Genomic DNA, 2,877 nt, shown 5'->3' with positions numbered 1-2,877 from the left:
CCCGCCGTATTGACATTGACCTTCCCCTCCGCCGATGCGTCAGCCGCTGTAGAGCCGGAAGCGACCACCTCATATCCCGCGCTATCATTCGTCACCGGACTGCCGCTTTCCCCAGTCTGGGCTGCATTCGGGGCCGCACTTCTCGCATCGTCTCCAGCCGGGGCCGCAGCCGTTTTAGGGGCCTCCTGCCGGGCAGCAGCTCCGGTATCTCCGCTGCCACTCAGGAGGTTGCCTGCCGCTTCCGCTGTTTCTTCTGCCTTAGCCGTCTCGGGAGCGGCCGCGTTTCCGCTATCGGGCACGGGACTGCCGCCCGCCTGCGCTGTTTCCTTTACTCCAGCCGTCTCCCGGGACGCCGGGCTGCCGCCATCAGACACTGCGCCCCCGCCCGCTGTCGCCGCCCTCCCGCCTGTGGTCGCCTTCTCCACCTGTGCGTTCAGCGTTTCCCATCCGGCGATTCCTGACGATCCCCCGTTTCCGGCGGTCCAGATCAAGCCGCCGCCGATTAGGGCTGCGGCAACCGCGCCGAGTATGCTTAACTTGTTCATATTGGCATCTCCTTTATCTTCGGTTTTTTTAACCTGCCTGAACCTTTTTTCCATACATCACCTAAATTTTAGGCATGGGACCAAGACCATGACGCATACATATAACGAAGAACATTACTGCAAGAGCAAGCGCGAAAGGAGGAACCACAGGATGAAAGTGGGTTTTATCGGAACGGGCAGCATGGGCGGCCTGTTGATCGACGCCTTTCTTTCTTCCGGGGGGCTTTTGGCCGGCGACGTCATTGCGAGCAACCGCAGCCCGCAGAAGCTCGCCCGTCTCTCGCAGCTTCACCCCGGAATTACGCTGGCTGGCAGCAACAGCGAGACCGCGTCCCGCAGCGATATTTTATTTATATGCGTCAAGCCGATGGAGTTCAAAGCGCTGACCGATGAAATCGGCCACTGCCTCCGCAGCGAACAGATCGTCGTGTCCATTACAAGTCCGGTCCAAATTTACCATCTTGAGCGCGCCCTGCCGTCCAAAATCGCCAAGATCATTCCCAGTATCACGCACAGCGTATATAGCGGAACCTCGCTCTGCGTGCTCGGCAGCCGGCTGAAAGCCGACGACAGGGCGCAGTTGCTCAAGCTGATGTCCCATATAGGCACTCCGGTGGAAATATACGAGCATCATACCCGCGTTTCTTCCGATTTTTCCAGCTGCGGCCCGGCCTTCCTTAGCTATTTCATCGAACGATGGATTGAAGCGGCCGTCGAAGCGACGGGAATCGACCGGGTGTTGGCGGGAAGGCTGGCTGGCGAGATGCTTCTCGGAACGGGAAAGCTGCTGACCGAGGGCGAATTTACGCCCCAGCAGCTTCAGGACCGCGTCGCCGTGCCCGGCGGCATTACCGCCGAAGCTCTGAATCATCTCCGCTGCAGCCTGGACGGCGTGTTCGAGCGGCTGATCGCCACAACGCACAGAAAATACGACGAGGATGTGGCCAAACTCGATTCGCTGTTCGGGCGGGACGGCATTGCTCAGAATAAGTGATTCCCTCACACATGCAGTCTGCCCCGGCTCACTGCTTAATGAGGAAATTGGCGGGAGACTCTCGCCAGACGCAAAAACCCCGCAGCAGGATAAACTCCTGCCGCGGGGTTTGGCGTTCTTCGCTAACCCGCTACGATATTGACCAGCTTGCCCGGAACCGCAATGACCTTGCGGACGGTCTTGCCTTCGATTGCCGCGCTCACGTTCGGGAGACCCATCGCGTGCGCCTGCATTTCCTCTTGTCCCATGCCCTGCGGGATCAGGCTGCGCTGAACGATTTTGCCGTTCACCTGAACCACGATTTCCACCTCGGCGTCCACAGTCAGCGCCTCGTCATAAGTCGGCCACTCCACATAAGAGATCGTGCCTTCGTGTCCGAGCAGTTGCCACAGCTCTTCGGCGAGATGCGGAGCGAGCGGCGACAGCATCTGCGCGAAATTCTCCATCGCCTGGCGCGGGAGCGTCTCCTGCTTGTAGGCGTCGTTGATGAAGATCATCAGCTGGCTGATTGCCGTATTGAAGCGCAGATTCTCCAGATCATCGGTCACTTTCTTGATCGTCTTGTGCCAGGTGCGCTTGAATTCCTCGCTGCCGCCGTTCTCGGTGATTTTAGCGCTCAGGCCGCCCTCTTCGCTTACGAACAGGCGCCAGACGCGGGAGAGGAAGCGGTGAATGCCTTCCACGCCGTTCGCGTTCCACGGCTTGGTTGCCTCCAGCGGACCCATGAACATTTCGTACACACGCAGCGTGTCCGCGCCGAACTCATTCACAATCTCGTCCGGATTGATGACATTGCCTCGAGATTTGCTCATCTTCTCGTTGTTGGTGCCGAGAATCATCCCCTGGTTGACCAGCTTGTAGAACGGCTCCTTCGTTTCCACAACCCCGAGATCATACAGCACCTTATGCCAGAAGCGGGCATACAGCAGGTGAAGCACTGCATGCTCGGCGCCGCCGATATACAGATCGACCGGCAGCCATTCCTTCTGCTTCTCGGGAGAGCACAGCTCCTTGTCGTTATGCGGATCGATGTAACGCAGGTAGTACCAGCAGCTGCCAGCCCACTGCGGCATCGTGTTCGTCTCGCGGCGAGCTTTCATGCCGGTCTCCGGATCGACCGTCTCGACCCAGTCCGTCACATTGGCCAGCGGCGATTCGCCCGTGCCCGAAGGCTTGATCGCGTCGACATCCGGCAGCACAAGCGGAAGCTGGTCTTCCGGGACCGTCTTCATCGTGCCGTCCTCCAGATGGAGAATCGGGATCGGCTCGCCCCAGTAGCGCTGGCGGCTGAACAGCCAATCGCGCAGGCGGTAGGTTACCTTGCCTTTGCCAACACCC

At 59.4% G+C, this 2,877-nt stretch carries 2 protein-coding genes and 1 pseudogene; 1 reads left to right on the top strand and 2 read right to left on the bottom strand.

Annotated features, from left to right (window positions below):
* Positions 1–545, bottom strand: a pseudogene (locus L692_RS0115905) (hypothetical protein); the annotation flags it as partial.
* 151 nt (positions 546–696) lie between these two features.
* Here L692_RS0115905 and comER point away from each other — a divergent pair.
* Positions 697–1,539: a late competence protein ComER gene (gene comER, locus L692_RS0115900; protein WP_025701127.1), complete on the top strand. Its 843-nt coding sequence runs from the start codon at positions 697–699 to the stop codon at positions 1,537–1,539.
* Positions 1,540–1,661: 122 nt separating this feature from the next.
* Here comER and L692_RS0115895 read toward each other — a convergent pair.
* Positions 1,662–2,877 (bottom strand): class I tRNA ligase family protein (locus L692_RS0115895; RefSeq protein ID WP_025701126.1); only part of this gene is annotated, 1,216 nt, incomplete at its 5' end.

The sequence above is a fragment of the Paenibacillus forsythiae T98 genome (genome assembly GCF_000520735.1).
Classification (GTDB): domain Bacteria; phylum Bacillota; class Bacilli; order Paenibacillales; family Paenibacillaceae; genus Paenibacillus_AQ; species Paenibacillus_AQ forsythiae.
Note: the sequence above shows the minus strand (reverse complement) of the source record. Positions and strands in the feature narration are given on the sequence as shown.